Genomic DNA, 16,746 nt, shown 5'->3' with positions numbered 1-16,746 from the left:
GTGCGGCTGGATCTGTCGTATGTGGAGAACTGGTCGATGGTCAGTGATGTGTTGATCATCGGGAAGACGGTCAAGGCGGTCCTCGCCAGCGACGGCGCCTACTGAGTGCCCGCTCCAGAATGACTTCCGTAGCGACCTCCGCAGATCATGCTGCAGGCGAGTTCGAGCAGCCCATGGTGCAGGTCGGCGCGCAATACGTTGTGGACACGGCGCAGTTCTCAATACCGGGTCAGAGGCTCAATCCAGTGACTCGATCCAGGCAATTACCGTGAGATTTCCAGAGCCTGCGACGTCCGGTAGGCGCGGCGTTCGCTGCCCAGCTCGGGTGTGCGTCGTACTGAGCAGGAAGCGATGGTCCCTACCGCCCGTGTCAAGGTAAGGGTATGAATCCGGCTCATCAGCAGTTGCGTACCCCGGTCCGGTTCGAGTGGGGGCCGGTCGGGGCATCTGCCCTGCGGGGCTCGAGCATTTCCGTCGTAGTGGACGTGTTGTCCTTCACCACCACCTTGTCGGTCGCCGCGGACCTCGGTATCGAGGTGCTGCCGTATCGGTGGAGAGACGATTCGGCAAGCGAGTACGCAGATGCTCATGATGCGCTCTTGGCGGTAGGGCGCAGCGAAGCGGAACAAGGCGCGGTGAGTCTGTCGCCGAACACCATCCGCAACGCTGTCGGGGTGCGGCGGTTGGTTCTGCCCTCACCGAACGGCTCATCGATCGCGTATTCGCTGGCTGCGTCGTCGACGGTGTGCATCGGAGCGTGTGTGCGCAATGCTGCCGCAGTAGGGACGTGGATTGCCGAGCACTACGAGGATGGCACTGATGTATCGGTGATCGCCGCCGGCGAGCGGTGGCTCGACCGGTCGCTGCGACCCTGTGTCGAAGACCTGTGGGGTGCCGGCGCGGTGCTGGCGGAGCTGATGCGCCTACGCTCGGAATTGACTGCGTCGGTGGAGGCCGAGGCGGCGGTGGCCGCATGGAATACGGTCCGCAACAGGTTCGGCGCTGCGCTGGAGGACTGTGCCTCCGGTCAGGAACTGATCGCCGCAGGGTATCGGTCTGATGTGCTCGTGGCAGCCGAGGTCGGTGAGAGCACGGCCGTGCCCGTCCTCGTCGATAACCGTTTCATCGATCGCAGTTCCGTTCCTAAGGCATGAATACATGAGCCTGCTGGTTCGTGATCGCGTTCCGGGTAGCGACATGGCGGCATTCGGGTGTATCAGAAGGTGAAGATCGCATCCCTGTATTCGAATCCAGGGCTGACGACCAGGACGAGATCTGTCGGGTCCATGACGCTGTAAGCCACTCGAAATTCAGCCTCCCTGCCTGGAAGGATCACCGTCGTGGGAGCACCCTCGATACTGCTCGCGGAGTCGTAGATCTCGCTCGCTTCACTGTTCCCGCTCTGCAGATTCGTTGTGAACAGCACAGGGTCGTAGTTCTCGGGCGATCCGTTGACAATCGTAATTGTGAACGTCACTGCTTGGTCACCAGCTTCGAACCCGGCTGCGGATCCGCTGGGCGTGAATGGCTCAGGCGGCGCGACCGCGACTGCGAGCCCGTTCCTGAAGGTGAATCCTTCCCCGAATGTCGCCGTTGCAGGCTCATCGGAGGTAGTTGCTGCCGAAGTCGCATCTGGGCGATTGATGCCCGTCCCTGCATCAGGTGTGGACTCGCCACCCGTTTGGTTGCATGCGGTGAGCGTGGCCGCCATGGCCAGTACGGCGAATCCGAACTTCTGGTATGACATTCCAACCCCTCAACTTAGTGATCTGAAACACAGATTCAACGATAGTGTCCATTCTGATTCTCCATGTGCTAAAGGCATGTGGGATGGCGCCGCGGCTTCCAACGGCATGGGTGACGCTCAGTAGGAGCTCTCCGGGCGGAGGAGGAAGACGTCTTGTACCGACTCATCTGGGGCAACGGGTCGCGCCCCTGCTGCAACCCCAGCGAGCTCAGACCTGCCTTCTCCGGTTGAGCCGGCATTGAGCATGATGTGCTCGTCGGCCAGCTCGCCGCACCGCTAGCGGTCACGCTGACCTGCGGCATGCCGTCACCCAACTGTCGCTGCTCGAGGAGAGGCTGCCCGTTTGGGGCGTCGAGGCAAACTTCGTCACCAGTTTTCGCTGCCTGGTCGCTGAGCGTGGGTTACCACACCATCAGTACCGCGCGTTGCTGCACCTATGGGTCATCACATCAAAGATCATCCGTTGCGGGGTCGCACATGGTTCCCACCTGGATGAAAATCTGTTGGGTCGCCGGGCGTTCATTCGCCTGGTTGCGCCAGTTCAAGCGCTTGTGGGTCCGCTCCGAGGTACGGCTGATCTGCACCAAGCTCTACTCGAACTCGATTGCGCCATAACCTGTTTGATGTAATTGTGGAAGTCATCATGAAACGGTCAGTTACCAACACTGCGTGACGGAACGGCCTCGGAGCGCAACTCCCGGGCCGTTCTCGTATGCGGTGAAAGTCCGAACTCCTGCGGGAAGTGCGGACGCGTGGCTACCGTGGATTCACACCGTTCGGAGGTAGTCACATGTGCACAGCTGCCAATTACACTGCCAAGGACCACTATTTCGGCCGCAACCTGGACCTCGAGTATTCCTACCGGGAAGCGGTGACGGTCACCCCGCGGAACTTCCCGTTCGAGTTCCGGAAGGTGCCGGGGCTGCAGACGCATCACGCCATGGTCGGCATGGCGACCGTCGCCGACGGTTACCCGCTCTACTACGACGCGACCAACGACAAAGGCCTGAGCATGGCGGGCCTGAATTTCCCCGACAATGCCGATTACAAGCCGCCGTCCGAGGGCGGCACCAACGTCGCGTCCTTCGAGTTCATTCCGTGGGTCCTCGGGCAGTTCGACAGTGTGGCTCAGGTGAGAGAGGCACTGTCGGATGTGCGCATCGTCGACACCGCCTTCAGTGAGGCCTTCCCGCCGTCACCGCTGCACTGGATCATCTCCGACAGGAACGAGTCCATCACGGTCGAAGCCGTCGCGGAGGGACTGAAAGTCCACGAGAATCCGATCCAGGTCCTCACCAACAACCCGACCTTCGATATCCAGCTGTTCAACATCAACAACTTCATGAACTTGTCGGTCGATCCACCCGAGCCGCATTTCTCGAAGGAAATACCGTTCGACGTGTACAGCCGCGGACTCGGCGCCGTCGGGCTGCCGGGCGACCTGTCCTCGATGTCACGCTTCGTCAAAGCTGCCTTCACCAAGGTGAACTCGATCTCGGGCGATTCCGAATCCGAAGCGATCAGTCAGTTCTTCCACATTCTCGGCTCCGTCGAGCAACAGCGAGGATGTGTCCGGCTCGGCGACAAGTACGAGATCACCATCTACTCGTCGTGCTGCAACACGGACAAGGGCATCTACTACTACCGCACATACGAGAACAGCCAGATCACCGGTGTGGACATGCACAAGGAGGATCTCGACGGAAGCGAACTCGCCTCCTATCCGCTGCTGAAGGACCAGAAGATCCTCATGCAGAACTGATCGCCGCAGGTTTGGCGGCGGCACGCAGGGTCAATTCCCCGGTGTATTGCGTCATCCACGCCGATGAGGAGGACCCGACATGGCGGTCAGCGTCTCCGACCGATTCGATATCGACGCCGCGCCCGAACAGGTGATGCGTGCGCTCGAAGATGTCGAGCGCATCCCGGAATGGTCCTCGGCCCACAAGAGTGTCGAGGTGCTCACCCGAGACGACGACGGCCGTCCACATCGGGTTCGCATGACCCTGTCCCTGTTCGGCTTCTCCGACACCCAGACCATCGAACACGACTGGACCGAGCGGTCGACGTCGTGGACGCTCGTCGAGAGCGCGATGCAACGCAGCCAGGACGGCCGGTACGCGCTGGAGCCGACCGCGGCTGGCACCCGGGTGCATGTCACCATGGCGCTCGATCCGAAGGTGCCGGTACCCGGATTCGTGCTGCGGCGAGGTCAGAAACACGCCGTCCAGGCGGTTCGGAAAGGCCTGACCGACTTCGTTCTCGCGCACTACGCCTGATCGTTCCTCGGCAGTTCGAGCGTGAACCGGGCTCCTCGGCCGGGCCCGTCGCTGTGGGCGCGGATGCTGCCGTGGTGGGCTTCGACGAGTGCCCGGGTGATGGTCAACCCGATGCCCGTGCCACCGTGGTTCCGGTCGCGCGCGGTGTCGACCCGATAGAAGCGGTCGAAGAGATGGTCGAGATGATCGGCGGCGATGCCGTCACCGGTATCGGTCACGGTGATCTCGGCTCGCTCGAGCCCGAGGACCCCTGTTGAGATAGTGACGGTGCCTCCCGCGGGGGTGTGCCGCAGTGCGTTGTCGAGCAGATTCGCCAGGACCTGCCCGAGCCTGTCGGGGTCGACCGACACCGGTGCGGACCCGGCCACGTCGACCTCCAGTTCCACGCCCTTGCCGTCGTACCGTTCGCGTACCGCGTCGGCCGCGGTGGTGACGAGGACTCCGGTGGTTGTGGCTACCGGACGGATGCGGGTGAGATGCTCCTCGGCGCGGGACACAGCGGTGATGTCCTGTGCCAGCCGGTCCAATCGGAGGGTCGCCGAACGCAGGACCTGCCGCGTGTCGTCGTCGAAGGTTCGGACGCCGTCCTCGAGCGCTTCGAAATACGAGTCGAGTGTGGCGATGGGAGTCCGCATCTCGTGACCGAGATCGGCCAGCATCCTGCGCCGGGTGGTTTCGGTCGCCTCCAATCGCCGTGCAAGTTCGTTGAAACTTGCCGCCACTTGGTCGAATTCGCTGCCGAGCCCCGGCGCGGCGACACGGGTGTCGTACCGGCCTCCGGCGATCTGCGCAGTGGAGGTGGTCACCGAGGTGAGTGAACGCTGGATGCGGCGTGCGATGTACCAGCTCACCGCTGACGCCAGTAACACTGCGAGGGCGACTGCCAGGCCCCACGCGAGCACGATCGACCAGGTGAATGCCTCTTCGACGTGCGCCGCCTGACTCGAATTGTGGTCGATCCCGGCCTGGCCGAGATGGTCGTGGAAGATTCCGGGGGCGAGGGCGGAGGCCACGAGCCATGCACTGACGGCGCATCCGACGACGACAGCGATGAAAGCGACGAACAGGCGGGTGCCGAAGCTCGTGCCGGTGGGGGAGGACGCCGTCATCGCCCTGTGCCCATCCGGTAACCGACGCCCCGCACGGTGCGCACGAATCGTCCGCGGGTCGCGTCGTCGCCGAGTTTGCGACGCAGATGCCCGATGTGCACGTCCACCAGGTGCTCGTCACCCACCCAACTCGGACCCCAGACCGCTGCGATGAGCTGAGAGCGTGTGAACACGAGGCCGGGTTCCTGCGACAGGGCCGCGAGAAGATCGAACTCGGTGCGGGTGAGCGCCACCGGCGTACCGGACACGGTGACCTCTCGTCCGTCGACGTCGATGGACAGATCGCCGAACGTCCGGGGAGGTCGGCCCGCGGATTCCGTGACCGGCCCTGCCGTCCGGGGACGGCGCAGCATCGCCTGGATGCGGGCCATGAGTTCGCGCGGACTGAACGGTTTCGTGAGGTAGTCGTCGGCCCCCACGGACAGTCCGATCAAGGTGTCGACCTCTTCGGTGCGGGCGGTGAGCATCACGACGTACGCGTCGGAGAAGGTGCGCAGCTGACGGCACACCTCGACCCCGTCCAGTCCGGGGAGTCCGAGGTCGAGCACCAGGATGTCCGGATCGATCCGTCGGGCGAGTGTCACCGCTTCGGCGCCGTCGCCGGTGATCGTCACGTCGAAGCCGTCGCGTTCGAGGTACGAGCCCACGAGGTGCGCCAGTGCCTCCTCGTCCTCCACGACCATCGCCCGCATCGGAACGGTCGAGGGCGTGGACGCGGGTCCGCCGGAATTCTTCGTCACGCGAGCAGAGGAGGACATAGGAACCATCATCGTCACCAGCGGGGGCATCGACGATGCGCCCGCACATCTTGAGCAGATCTTCATCCGATCTCCACCGAAACCCGGGACCGGGCGCGTGAGAGTGGAGCCATGAACAACAAGGCTCTTGCCGCCGGTGCGCTCGCACTGGCGGTGGCATTCTCCGTGTCCGCATGCGGCGACTCCGGTAGTGACGGGGGAGCGACCTCGGCGACCACGACCTCGGTTATCTCCGGCTCCGCGACCGGCGAGGCCACATCCGCAGACCACAACCAGGCCGACGTGATGTTCTCGGAGATGATGATTCCGCACCACGCGCAGGCCATCGAGATGAGCGACATGCTGCTGGCCAAGGACGGGATACCGGAGCCCGTGCGCTCGTTGGCCGAAGAGATCAAGGCCGCTCAGCAACCGGAGGTCGAACAGTTCGAGGTGTGGCTCGAAGAGTGGGGCATGCCGATGCCCGGGAGCGACGGCGCAGGAACAGGCGGGCATCACATGGACGAGATGCCGCACATGGACGGGATGATGACCGCGCAGGATATGGAGGCGCTGTCCGAGGCGCAGGGCACCGACGCGGCCCGCCTGTTCCTGGATCAGATGATCGTCCACCACGAGGGGGCCATCGAGATGGCGCAGGACGAGACCGAGAACGGCCAGTTCCCGGAGACCGTCGAGTTGGCCCGCACCATCGCCGACACGCAGCAGAATGAAATCGACACGATGCGTCAGTTGTCGACGACGCTGTAGCCGATCCGCCTCGGATCGGACCGCCGGCCGAGTGAGGAGCCGTCGATGTCCCATCAGGTGAACGAACACACCCACGAACACGCCCAGGAGCACACAGCGCACGATCCCCATGCGGGTCACGGCGCGCACGGCGAGATGTTCCGGCGCCGCTTCTGGGTCAGCTTGGTGCTGTCGATTCCGGTCGTGGCATTCAGCCACATGGTCGCCGATCTGTTCGGCTACCACCTACCGGACTTCCCGGGTGTCGAGTGGATCGCGCCGGTGCTGGGCACGGTGATCTTCTTCTACGGCGGCACGCCCTTCCTCACCGGAGGCTGGGGCGAGCTGCGTTCCCGGAGACCGGGGATGATGCTGCTGATCGCGATGGCGATCACGGTCGCATTCGTCGCGTCCTGGGCCACGACGCTCCACATCGGCGGTTTCGACCTGGACTTCTGGTGGGAACTGGCGCTGCTCATCGTCGTCATGCTGCTCGGGCACTGGCTGGAGATGCGGGCGCTCGGCTCGGCATCCGGTGCGCTCGACGCCCTGGCGGCGATGCTGCCCGACACCGCGGAGAAGGTCACCGACAGCGACGTGGTGACGGTGCCACTGAACGAGCTGGCTCCCGGCGACGTGGTGCTCGTGCGCGCCGGGGCTCGTGTGCCCGCCGACGGCACCGTGGTCGACGGCACCGCGGAAGTGGACGAGTCGATGATCACCGGCGAATCCAAGACCGTCCCCCGCGGTGTCGGCGACACGGTGGTCGCCGGCACCGTCGCCACCGACAGTGCCGTGCGGGTGCGGATCACCGCGGTAGGCGAGGACACCGCCCTGGCCGGCATCCAGCGCCTGGTCGCCGACGCTCAGGCCTCGTCGTCCCGCGCGCAGGCGCTCGCCGATCGCGCCGCGGCGTTCCTGTTCTACTTCGCCGCGATCGCGGGCATCCTCACCTTCGCCGTGTGGACGCTCCTGGGCAATCTCGACGAAGCCGTGGTGCGTACCGTCACCGTCCTGGTCATCGCCTGTCCCCACGCACTGGGCCTGGCGATCCCACTGGTGATCGCGATCTCGACCGAGCGCGCGGCCCGGGCGGGGGTGCTCGTCAAGGATCGTCTGTCACTCGAACGGATGCGCACGGTCGACGTGGTGTTGTTCGACAAGACCGGCACCCTCACGCAGGGCCGCCTCCGGGTCACCGGGGTCACGACCACATCGGAGACCAGCGACGAGCATCTGCTCGCCCTGGCTGCAGCGGTCGAAGCCGACAGTGAGCACCCGGTCGCGCGAGCCATCGTCGCTGCAGAGCAAGCACGGGTACCGGCAGCCGAACGGTTCGAGGTATCGGATTTCCGGTCGCTGCCGGGGCGGGGGGTGCGTGCCCTGGTCGACGGTGCGGAGGTGACGGTCGGTGGGCCGGCGATGCTGACCGCCCGGCAACTGCCGGTCCCGGACGACGTCGCCGCGGTCGTCGAGGGCTGGGTGCGACGGGGCGCGTCGGTACTGCACATCGCCTACGACGGACGCGTGCTCGGTGCGGTGGCGCTCGAAGACGCCGTGCGTGAGGAATCCCGGCAGGCCGTCGATGCTCTCCACGCGCGCGGTGTGAAGGTCGCGATGATCACCGGAGACGCACGGCAGGTGGCCGATTCCGTAGCGGACGACCTCGGTATCGACGAGGTGTTCGCCGAAGTGCTGCCCGAATACAAGGACGCGAAGGTCGCCGAATTACAGGATCGCGGGCACACCGTCGCGATGGTCGGAGACGGCGTCAACGACGCTCCGGCCCTGGCACGCGCCGACGTCGGAATTGCGATCGGAGCGGGCACGGATGTGGCTATCGAGTCGGCCGGCGTGGTGCTCGCCGCGAACGACCCGCGCGCGGTGTTGTCGGTCATCGAACTCTCGCACGCGAGTTACCGGAAGATGTGGCAGAACCTGTTGTGGGCGACGGGGTACAACATCGTTGCCGTTCCGTTGGCCGCCGGCGTGCTCGCATTCGCCGGAATCGCGATTTCTCCTGCTCTTGCGGCGGTGCTCATGTCGGTATCGACAATTGTCGTGGCGGTCAACGCACAGACGCTCCGGCGGCTCGATCTCGACCCCGCTCATACGGCAGGTCGCTGACGGCCCTCCTGCTCGAGGCGGTCCTCTCATAGTTGCCGCGCGCAAGCAATAATTCTGTGAGAGGATCTCGAATGCATAACGTATCGATGCCGCTACGGAGGACGTGACATCGATACGAAGGGGATGTCGACGTCCAGGTGCAGGGAGGTACCCGTGCGTCGACGCGTCTCGGGGAGGAGACACACTATGAGGATTCTCGCGTCATGAGTGCGGTCAAGCACTTGAATTCCGATGCGGTACACAGCGTTCGGGAAGGCGAGTCGACGACCGACGTGAGAGTCGGCCATGCCGTATCCACCCGGTGGGGATGGCAGAAGTCCTACGTCAACACTCTTTTCGTCACCGACGCCGTAATCGTCGCACTCGCCGTCGGACTCGCACATATGGTGCGTTTCGGACAGGACTCGCTCGTCACCATGGATGGCGTCGGCGCGTTGAGTTACACATTGATATCCGTCGCATTCGCGGTGGCGTGGATCAGTTTTCTCGCGTTGTTCCGCACGCGGTCGAGGCGAGTGATCGGCGCGGGCTTCGAGGAATATCAACGCGTCGTCTCGGCCACGCTCAACCTTTTCGGCCTGGTCGCGATCGTGGCGCTGATATTCCGGATGGAGCTGGCGCGTGGCTATCTCGCCATTGCGCTTCCCGCCGGGCTCGCCGGTCTTCTCTTCTGCCGGTGGATCTGGCGCCGAGTCGTTGCGCGACGACGCCGACGCGGAGAGTTCACGACCTCGGTGCTCGTGGTGGGCGGCGCTCGCGCTGTCCGTCATATGGCCAGCACATTCCAGCGTCGCAGCGGCGAAGGCTACCGCGTGGTGGGCGTGTGTGTGCCGAGATACTCGGGCGTTCCGGGTGAGAGCATCGACGTGGACGGCCGGCAGATCCCGATCCACGGAGACGAGAACTCGGTTGTCGAAGCACTGCGAGCGTCCGGTGCCGACACCGTCGCCGTGACGGCCACCGAGACCCTCGGGCACGAGGGCATTCGAGACCTGTTGTGGCAGCTCGAACCCGAGCGTGCCGACCTCGTGGTAGCAACCGGAGTGGTCGACGTCGCCGGCCCGCGTCTGGAGATGCGCCCGGTGGCGGGACTCCCGCTCATCCACGTGGAGAAGCCCAGCTATCACGGTGCCAAGCGCAGCGGGAAACGTCTGTTCGACCTCGCGTTCTCCCTTACCGCCCTGGCGTTCCTGGCTCCGGTGTTCGCGGCGGTCGCCTTGCTGATCAAGCTCGAGGACGGCGGCCCGATCTTCTACAAGTCCGAGCGGATCGGTCTCGACGGAAAACCGTTCGGGATGATCAAGTTCCGTTCGATGGTGCAGAACGCCGACAAATTGGTCGACCAGTTGCTCGACCAGAACGAGGGCGCCGGTCTGCTGTTCAAGATGCGGGAGGATCCGCGCGTCACTCGCGTGGGCCGAATCCTGCGCCGGTTCAGTCTCGACGAGCTGCCCCAGTTCCTCAATGTCGTGCGCGGCGAGATGAGTGTGGTCGGTCCGCGCCCGCCGCTGCGCCGCGAGGTCGAGAGCTACGACGGCCGCGTGAAGCGCCGTCTGCTGGTGCGTCCGGGAGTGACGGGTCTGTGGCAGGTCAGTGGCCGCTCGGACCTGTCGTGGGATGAGTCGGTGCGACTGGACCTCTCGTACGTCGAGAACTGGTCGATGGTGAGCGATGCGCTGATCATCGCTAAGACGGTCAAGGCGGTCGTCGCCAGCGAAGGCGCGTACTGACGCGCGGTCGGCACGCCTGCTCGCATCAAGATCATCTACGCGCTACGGTAGACCCGTCGCCGTCCCCTGCACGGCGACGCCGGCCCCGCCGGAAGGTTACTCGCATGCCCTTCCGGTGGGGTCTCTTCTTTTGTGGGTGCGCCGTCGCCGAGGCAGCGGCGTAACCGGGCCAGGTCTGTTTTTGGGAGGGTCGACGGAGTTTGCGGCGCGGTCGTGACGGGAAGCCGATTTACGACGAGCTTTCACGCAGCTCGAAAACGGCACCGACTCACAGGACGGTATGCATGCCTGACGAAGACGCGAACGCAACTCGAACCGATCAACTTCACTTCCAAGATCCCGTTTCTCGCTACCCGTCCATCTCGCCTCCGAAGCAGGACCAACCAGAGCCGGGCTTGGACGCGGACATGGTGCCCAAGGCTGACCTCGGCGAGTTCTCCTACAGGGGCACGGGCCGCCTCGAAGGACGTAAGGCCCTTGTGACCGGCGGGGACTCCGGCATCGGGGCCGCGACGGCTATTGCATTCGCGCGCGAGGGAGCTGATGTCGCCATCTCCTACCTGCCGGACGAAGAGCCCGATGCTCAGAATGTCGCCCGGATCATTACCGAGAGCGGCAGGAAGGTGGTCACCCTTCCCGGTGATCTCGCGGACCCGTCGTTCTGCACCGAGGTTGTGAACCAGGCCGCCGAGCAACTGGGTGGTCTGGACATTCTGGTCAACAACGCGGGTAAGCAGATCGCGGTCGACGGGCTCGACGATCTGCCCGATGATCAACTGGAACAGACCTTCCAGGTGAACATCCTTGCGATGTTCCGTACTACGCGCGCCGCATTGAAGCACCTGCAACCTGGCTCGACGATCATCAACACCACATCGATCGTGGCCTACCAGCCATCGCCGGCGCTGATCGACTACTCGTCCACCAAGGCTGCCATCAACAACTTCACGAAGAACATGGCGACCCAATTGGCAGAGAAGGGAATCCGCGTCAACGCGGTTGCACCCGGTCCGATCTGGACACCGTTGCAACCCTCGGACGGTCAGCCGAAGGAAGAACTTCCCGAATTCGGCCAGAGCACCCCACTCGGGCGCGCCGGTCAGCCGACCGAGCTGGCGCCGGCCTACGTGTTCCTGGCATCGCCGGAATCGAGCTACGTGGTGGGTGCGACTATCCACGTCAACGGCGGAATGCCCTCACCGTAGAAAGCATGTAGATTCGGGCGCGTCGGTACTCGTCCGACGCGCCCGAATCGTTGGTCGTTCAGACTGCGTCTCGCACGATCGTTGGTCGTTCAGACTGCGTCTCGCACGGCGTGGCCGGATGCCCGCCCCTTGGCTGCCGAAATCGGCACAACAGGCGCGACCTCTGCGGACGCCTCCGCCAGCGCAGCGAGGATCTGTTCGGGGCCGGCGCATGTGCTCGCACACGTGATCCCTCGTGAACGGAGTTTCTGCAGCGTGAGGGCTTCGTCGGCGGTGCAGTATCCGTCGAGAACATCCTCCGTCACGATGGCGTAGTCGAGCTCATCCTCGAAGGAGGGCGTGATTTCGATGCTTGCTGCGCGGAGATGTACCTGAAGTTCGGTCCAGCGGCCGAGGTCCACGGGATCGGAAGGCGTGCCGAGGAAAAGTACCCGTGCCGGCCGGTCGGAAAGCGATGAAGTGGTCACAGGCTGCTCCAGGGTGCGAGTAGGTCAGGTGAAACCGAATAGCCGCTCCGGGTAGGGCGTTACACCTTCACCTGCGAAATGTGGTGATTCACACTGTGTACAGCACCTGTTCACCAGCCGCTAGTCGAACAGCTGCCGATGGGCAAGAATGTGACGGAAGATATTCCGGATCACGCTAGGGTTGAGGGTCTTTCGTCCCGAATCTCACAATTGACCGCGGCGGTAGTGATCCGCAGGAGATCGCACTGTCGTGGAACCTGGCGACTACGCCCTTGGAGAAGGGCCGAGCACGACAGCACCCGGACCGACTCCACGCGCCAGAGAAGCGAGGAGCTCGATCACAGACCAGGCCGTGATTGCGGACGTACGCCCGCCGGAAGAAGGCTCGACGGAGTTCACGAACGTCAGTTCGTACCGCCCCACCGGCGACTCCCATTCGATGACGTGCCGAGTGCTGGTGGCAGTGGGGTCGGCCACGACCACCACCTCTACACGGTCGAGTCCGAGAGTGGCGAGTGCGAGCGCAACCGAGGCGTTCGACGTTCGAGGAAAGGCCAACGCGGCTTCCCGGGCCGATCCGCGGAACACCTCGCGCCGATCCTGCGAGGAGTGCTCGATACCGAGCGCACGGGGACGTTTGATCGTCGTGTGCGTAACCCGCGCGTCGCGAGTGCCTGCTCGAGCTGCTGCGGCCAGTACGTCGAAGCCTCCGACCGCTCCCGTCGGCAACAGCACCCGTCCGGCTCCTGCCTCGACCGACCGCACATCGATGCCTCGTTCGGCGAAGACTCCGCAGGAGCAGACGATGACGTCCTTTCCACTCCTCATGACCCGGGGAACAAGTTCGCGCGCTGCCCGGCTGGTGCTGGCCTCGACGATCACATCCGCCGCCTCGATAGCGGCGTCGACTTCCGCCACACTGCTGCGGGAGTTCAGCACACCCGTGAGGCGTGCGTTCGGCACCTTTCCGTCCCGGAGGGCGTCGATCACGCTCTGCCCGATGGCGCCAGTTCCCACCACGCAGACTGAAATCGGCCGGTGTTCGACTTCTTCGCGTGCCAGTTCCCTCACATCCTCCGCAGCCTGCACGTCACGCTCGGCTCTGATGTACGGGCTCATGGTACTTACGGTCGAGAGGGTTCAGCACGTGCTCGACGTGCGGACTCGTGAAGTCAGGCCGCCATCGGTGCCCCTTCTCGGTCCGGAGGGTGAGTGTCACGCGATGCGGTTCGACGGCACGGGCAACGCACTGCACGTCCGAGGTCGTCGTCGGGAAGCCAGCCGTACTCGTCGCAGCGCCCGCACCGTGGTGGGAGCTGCGGACGCGGGGGCTGCAAGGAGTACCAAGCGGGGATCCACGCTGCTGCGGAACGCGCGGGATCCCACGGTCGATGGCGTTCGAGTGCGACGCGGACGAGTGCGCCGACTCCATGCGCCCTGATGGATTGTTCGACGAGCACGCGCTTGTCGGGTGGCAATGTGTCGAACCGCGCGGTGAGGCCGGCCCGGCGGCATTCGGTGGCGAGGTGATCGATGGGGGATAGTTTCTGCGCCTCAGACGTGGGAACACCCGCGCGTCTCGTCGTATCGGATGGCGCGGCAGGATTATCTCTGGGTTCAAGGACGGTTCGGGTGACAAAGGTGTCACCCCGCTCGTCTCGTCCCGTCACCCCGCGCCGCCTCCTTGTGTCACCCCGTGCAGAGTTGCGAGGTGACGGGCTGCCACCCCGTTTCATCGACAGGTTGTAGAGGACGGGCCGGCGATCTTCGCGAGGGATGACCGACGCTACTCGGTCCTGATCGCCCTGAGAGATGAGGCCCAAAGCCACGAGCGCTTTCAGGCAGCGTTGGACTTGCCGTTCGCTGATGCGGGCGTACCCGGCGAGTGTCCGGACGGAGGGGTACGCATCTGCACCGTGGCGGGATGCGTGGTTGGCCAAACCGAGCAGGACGACCGTCAGTGCTGGCGCGGACGGCATGCCAGGCGGGGTGGGGGACGGAATATCCGCACGTTCGAGCGCCCAGGTGATCGCTTCGATGCTCACGATGTCACCTGCGCATGGGTATGCTGACGCATGTTCGACTCCTGATTAGTCGGACATCCGGCCCGTCGCGATGCCAGTCGCGGCGGGCCATCTGTTTTGAGTTGTTCGCACACCCGTTCGGGCGTGGTTGCTCATCTTGGCACTGCGAGCGCAGGGCGTCAACGACGTCGCGATCGACTGTGCGCCGCCTGACGAACGAGTCGTGTCCACCATTCGGACGAAATGAAGATTGTGGCGTAACAGACGAATCCGGCTTGGCGAAGTTGCAGTATCAGTGCACTTTCGATGGGGGGCCTCATGAGTGAACATTCGCGGATCGATGAAACGGCGGACACTGTCCAGTTCCAACGCATCGAGGACGTGCCGCACAGTGGTCCGATGGCGCCACCCCCCCGAGGACGTGGAGGCGCAGGGCCGGAACGGACGAGGGGAGCGAAATCCGACCGTGTTCCCACGAAGCGAATGGTCTTCAAGGCCCGGACGGGCCCGGATATGTGGCTGATCGCAGCAATCATGGCATTGGTGGCAGCCGTGGCCGTGTTCATTGGAGGAGTCGTCGTCAGCCAGGTTCGTGACTCGACGCCTACGTACGAGTCGGTCTATGTACCGCAGGATTCACTCGGCGGCGCGCAGAGATGACAGCATCTCTGCCCGAGGCTCGACGAGCCCCGCCGGCAAAAGGGGAGGGGCCGACGGGGCCCGGCGTCTGCGGCCTCTCGGGGAGGGGATGGCAGGCATGTTGCGGGGAGGCAACACAATCGAGAGCCAAACGAAGGATGCGCCGAATAGTGCTACTCGACGGGGCCTTTAGTCCCCATCGAGTTCGAGAACTGCCGTTCAGTCGACGTTGAGCGTGTCGAGTTCCAGCCGCTCGCGCAGCCATTTCCGAAGGCCCTCACCGTATTCTTCGCTGTTGAGTGCAGCGTCCACGGATGCACGAAGATAACCTCCTGGGTTACCCAGATCGTGGCGAGTTCCCCGATGCACCACCACATGGACGGGGTGGCCCTCGGCGATCAGCAAGGAAATCGCGTCGGTGAGCTGGAGTTCGCCTCCGGCGCCCGGTTCGATCCGCCGGAGGGCGTCGAAGATCTCGCGGTCGAGCAGATACCGTCCCGCGGCGGCGAGAGTAGACGGCGCCTCGGCGAGCGCCGGCTTCTCCACCATCCCGCGCACGCGCAGAACGTCCGGGTTCGCAACGTCGGGTACTTCTTCGACTTCGAATACCCCGTAGGAACTCACTTGGCTCTTCGGCACGTCGATGGCACAGAGCACGCTTCCGCCACGCTTGGCGCGGACACGAGCCATCGTTTCGAGGATGCCGCTCGGCTGTACCAGGTCGTCGGGAAGAAGAACCGCGATCGCGTCTTCGTCGGCATCGAGTGCTGCCTCAGCGCAACCGACTGCATGTCCGAGGCCAAGAGGCTTGTCTTGGATAACGGATTCGACCTTGAGTAGATTGGGCGCGCGCCGCACCTTCTCCAGCAACCTGAACTTGCCTCTTGCTTCGAGATGCTCTTCGAGATCGAAGTCGTCGACGAAATGCGCTACGACTCCGTCCTTTCCAGGAGCTGTGACGATGAGAAGTCGCTTAGCTCCCGAATACGCTGCTTCTGTAGCGACGAGCTCTATGCCCGGAGTATCGACGACTGGCAGTAACTCCTTCGGCACAGTCTTTGTGGCAGGAAGGAATCGAGTCCCCATCCCAGCTGCCGGCACTACCGCCGTCCGGAACGCATTGCGCACTCCTGCTTCTTCTTTCATCGTTGTACCCTCGCCTCCCCAATCGCGCGCATGGCCGGGCTGGAATACCCATCGAGACACGGCCGAAACGCCTGGACACTTGAGAGTGAGATACATCTCACCCTGGAAACCGCCGCCGTTTACGTCCTCCGGCGTAGGGCGGTAAGGGGAGTGTAGGCGGACATCGCACGATGTGCGAACCGAAGATTGCACTGAAAGTGCAAGACGGCAAGCATGATTCCGCCTTCCTGGGAATCAACTGCGGCACGCGCTCTGCACTGGCGGCCACAGGGACGAGAGAACCGAGTCGAAATCTGGACGAGTGTTCAAGCTGCCATATCCAGTAAGTAACGTTACAGTCTCAAACAGTGTTTCGCAGGGAAGCGAAGTGCGCACAATTGGAGGGAACTGCACGCGACTGGGCACACACGGGGCAGGTCACGCGACCGGGGAGGGTACGCGGACAGCCTCGATGTTGCTGATTCTCGGATGCGGTACATGTCTCGGGGAGGAGACAACTATGAGGGTGGTACGGCTTTGACTGCCGTGGGGGAGGCCTACCACGGCTTGGACAGTGCGTGGCTCCGAGGCCGCACCAATTCATTTCCTATAGAACGTCACTCACTGAGTCTTGCCGATCGCCGAGGAGATCGGCAGGCGGATGCCGGCAGCGTGAGGCAACCTGCGTGCGCCGACGCCGCCGTTGCCGGGGTGGTGGATGTGGCTGCTCCGCGGATCGAGATGTGTCCGGTGGCGGGGTTGCCGTTGATCCATGTGGAGAAGCCGAGCTATCACGGGGCGAAGCGG

Annotated in this window: 14 protein-coding genes and 2 pseudogenes; 9 read left to right on the top strand and 7 right to left on the bottom strand. The window is 64.0% G+C overall.

Features of this window, described 5'->3' with window-relative positions; all coding sequences use genetic code 11:
• Nucleotides 1-105, top strand: a pseudogene (locus tag MOM01_RS23500) (sugar transferase); the annotation flags it as partial.
• A 278-nt stretch (nucleotides 106-383) separates the two neighbouring features.
• On the top strand, nucleotides 384-1,154 hold the full coding sequence (locus MOM01_RS22745) for a 2-phosphosulfolactate phosphatase (protein WP_241387715.1): 771 nt from the start codon (nucleotides 384-386) through the stop codon (nucleotides 1,152-1,154).
• A gap of 62 nt (nucleotides 1,155-1,216) precedes the next feature.
• On the opposite strand, the gene MOM01_RS22740 is transcribed toward MOM01_RS22745, so the two are convergent.
• Nucleotides 1,217-1,747, bottom strand: a complete 531-nt coding sequence (locus tag MOM01_RS22740) for a hypothetical protein (RefSeq protein ID WP_241387714.1) — start codon at nucleotides 1,745-1,747, stop codon at nucleotides 1,217-1,219.
• Between the two features lie 790 nt (nucleotides 1,748-2,537).
• On the opposite strand from MOM01_RS22740, the gene bsh reads away from it, so the two are divergent.
• Both bsh and MOM01_RS22730 read left to right on the top strand, forming a co-directional pair.
• Nucleotides 2,538-3,509 carry a choloylglycine hydrolase gene (gene bsh / locus MOM01_RS22735; protein ID WP_241387713.1) on the top strand — a complete coding sequence of 324 codons (972 nt, stop codon included), beginning with the start codon at nucleotides 2,538-2,540 and terminating at the stop codon, nucleotides 3,507-3,509.
• Nucleotides 3,510-3,588: 79 nt separating this feature from the next.
• Nucleotides 3,589-4,026: an SRPBCC family protein gene (locus MOM01_RS22730; protein ID WP_241387712.1), complete on the top strand. Its 438-nt coding sequence runs from the start codon at nucleotides 3,589-3,591 to the stop codon at nucleotides 4,024-4,026.
• On the opposite strand, the gene MOM01_RS22725 is transcribed toward MOM01_RS22730, so the two are convergent.
• Nucleotides 4,017-5,135, bottom strand: a complete 1,119-nt coding sequence (locus MOM01_RS22725; RefSeq protein ID WP_241387711.1) for a sensor histidine kinase — start codon at nucleotides 5,133-5,135, stop codon at nucleotides 4,017-4,019. The genes MOM01_RS22730 and MOM01_RS22725 overlap by 10 nt on opposite strands.
• Nucleotides 5,132-5,818, bottom strand: a complete 687-nt coding sequence (locus tag MOM01_RS22720) for a response regulator transcription factor (protein ID WP_308197035.1) — start codon at nucleotides 5,816-5,818, stop codon at nucleotides 5,132-5,134. The genes MOM01_RS22725 and MOM01_RS22720 overlap by 4 nt, the downstream gene beginning before the upstream one ends.
• Nucleotides 5,819-6,004: 186 nt before the next feature.
• On the opposite strand from MOM01_RS22720, the gene MOM01_RS22715 reads away from it, so the two are divergent.
• The 4 genes from MOM01_RS22715 (at nucleotide 6,005) to MOM01_RS22700 (ending at nucleotide 11,684) form a co-directional block, all read left to right on the top strand.
• A complete protein-coding gene (locus MOM01_RS22715) occupies nucleotides 6,005-6,643 on the top strand; it encodes a DUF305 domain-containing protein (RefSeq protein WP_241387710.1) in 639 nt (212 codons plus the stop codon).
• A gap of 45 nt (nucleotides 6,644-6,688) precedes the next feature.
• Nucleotides 6,689-8,749 (top strand): heavy metal translocating P-type ATPase, encoded by a 2,061-nt coding sequence (locus MOM01_RS22710; protein WP_241387709.1) that lies wholly within the window; start codon nucleotides 6,689-6,691, stop codon nucleotides 8,747-8,749.
• Nucleotides 8,750-8,952: 203 nt separating this feature from the next.
• Nucleotides 8,953-10,479 carry a sugar transferase gene (locus tag MOM01_RS22705; protein WP_241387708.1) on the top strand — a complete coding sequence of 509 codons (1,527 nt, stop codon included), beginning with the start codon at nucleotides 8,953-8,955 and terminating at the stop codon, nucleotides 10,477-10,479.
• 284 nt (nucleotides 10,480-10,763) lie between these two features.
• Complete coding sequence (locus MOM01_RS22700; protein WP_241387707.1) at nucleotides 10,764-11,684, top strand: SDR family oxidoreductase; 921 nt, start codon at nucleotides 10,764-10,766, stop codon at nucleotides 11,682-11,684.
• Nucleotides 11,685-11,773: 89 nt separating this feature from the next.
• Here the strand turns inward: MOM01_RS22700 and MOM01_RS22695 are convergent, their stop codons facing one another.
• The 4 genes from MOM01_RS22695 to MOM01_RS22685 all read right to left on the bottom strand — a co-directional run bounded on the left by MOM01_RS22695 (nucleotide 11,774) and on the right by MOM01_RS22685 (nucleotide 15,960).
• Nucleotides 11,774-12,151, bottom strand: a complete 378-nt coding sequence (locus tag MOM01_RS22695; RefSeq protein ID WP_241387706.1) for a hypothetical protein — start codon at nucleotides 12,149-12,151, stop codon at nucleotides 11,774-11,776.
• A gap of 264 nt (nucleotides 12,152-12,415) precedes the next feature.
• Nucleotides 12,416-13,270, bottom strand: a complete 855-nt coding sequence (locus tag MOM01_RS22690; RefSeq protein WP_241387705.1) for an aspartate dehydrogenase domain-containing protein — start codon at nucleotides 13,268-13,270, stop codon at nucleotides 12,416-12,418.
• 53 nt (nucleotides 13,271-13,323) lie between these two features.
• Nucleotides 13,324-14,130 (bottom strand): helix-turn-helix domain-containing protein, encoded by an 807-nt coding sequence (locus tag MOM01_RS23495; protein WP_374112368.1) that lies wholly within the window; start codon nucleotides 14,128-14,130, stop codon nucleotides 13,324-13,326.
• Nucleotides 14,131-15,033: 903 nt separating this feature from the next.
• Nucleotides 15,034-15,960 carry a UTP--glucose-1-phosphate uridylyltransferase gene (locus MOM01_RS22685; protein ID WP_241387704.1) on the bottom strand — a complete coding sequence of 309 codons (927 nt, stop codon included), beginning with the start codon at nucleotides 15,958-15,960 and terminating at the stop codon, nucleotides 15,034-15,036.
• 672 nt (nucleotides 15,961-16,632) lie between these two features.
• Here MOM01_RS22685 and MOM01_RS23490 point away from each other — a divergent pair.
• Nucleotides 16,633-16,746, top strand: a pseudogene (locus MOM01_RS23490) (sugar transferase); the annotation flags it as partial.

It is taken from the genome of Rhodococcus sp. CH91, assembly GCF_022554085.1.
Classification (GTDB): Bacteria; Actinomycetota; Actinomycetes; order Mycobacteriales; family Mycobacteriaceae; genus Rhodococcus.
This window is presented reverse-complemented; position numbering and strand designations above follow the sequence as displayed.